An 817-nucleotide genomic window follows, 5' to 3' on the forward strand; every position below is an offset into this window, starting at 1 on the left:
ATTGTCAACGAGGCGAATAAGGCTGAAGTACTTAGCATCCTTCAGGATCTAGAAAAGCACAGACCTATACAGTACATACTCAATAGGGCAGATTTTTATGGTGAAGTTTTCCAGGTCAATGAATCGGTCCTCATTCCACGCCAGGAAACTGAAGAACTTGTCGATCTGATCATCAAAAACCATAAATCTTCTCAAAACCTAAAAATTATAGATATCGGAACTGGCTCTGGCTGCATCCCTATCACCTTATCAAAGCATCTCAATAATGCCCTGGTAACCACGATAGACATCTCAAAAGAGGCGATAAAAACAGCACAGGAAAATGCTAATAATTTAAAAACTCAGGTTCAATTTATCAATGCGGATATATTTGAATGGGAATACATTTTCTCCGACCAACAATACAATATCATTGTATCCAATCCGCCCTATATAACCCCGGGAGAAAAGCAGCATATGAATCAAAACGTATTGGCTTACGAACCTGAGCTCGCATTATTCATTGAAGAAAGCGCTCCGTTGATTTTTTATGATGTTATTTCATCCTTTGCACTGAAACATTTAGCCCCAAATGGAGATCTATATTTTGAAATCAATCAATATCTCGGTGCAGAAATGAAAGAACTTATGGTCAAAAAAGGATTTGAACAGGTCAGACTCATAAAAGATATCAATGGAGCAGACCGAATAATCCATGCAAAAAAAGCGCGATAAAAAATAATCCGTTTATTTATTAAGCAGTTAAGGCCTTTTTATCAAAATTTGCACGCAATAATTTGGCATATATCAAAAGAAATTCTACCTTTGCATCACTTTC

The 817-nt window shown here is 36.6% G+C and carries 1 protein-coding gene; it reads left to right on the forward strand.

The genetic code is table 11. The features are described from left to right. Positions 1 to 714, forward strand: a 714-nt coding sequence (gene prmC / locus B2X72_RS04985; RefSeq protein ID WP_286848451.1) for a peptide chain release factor N(5)-glutamine methyltransferase, incomplete at its 5' end; no start/stop codon positions are given. Positions 715 to 817 lie beyond the last annotated feature (103 nt).

Source organism: Sphingobacterium sp. UBA7253, assembly GCF_002472745.1.
Taxonomy (GTDB): Bacteria; Bacteroidota; Bacteroidia; order Sphingobacteriales; family Sphingobacteriaceae; genus Sphingobacterium; species Sphingobacterium siyangense.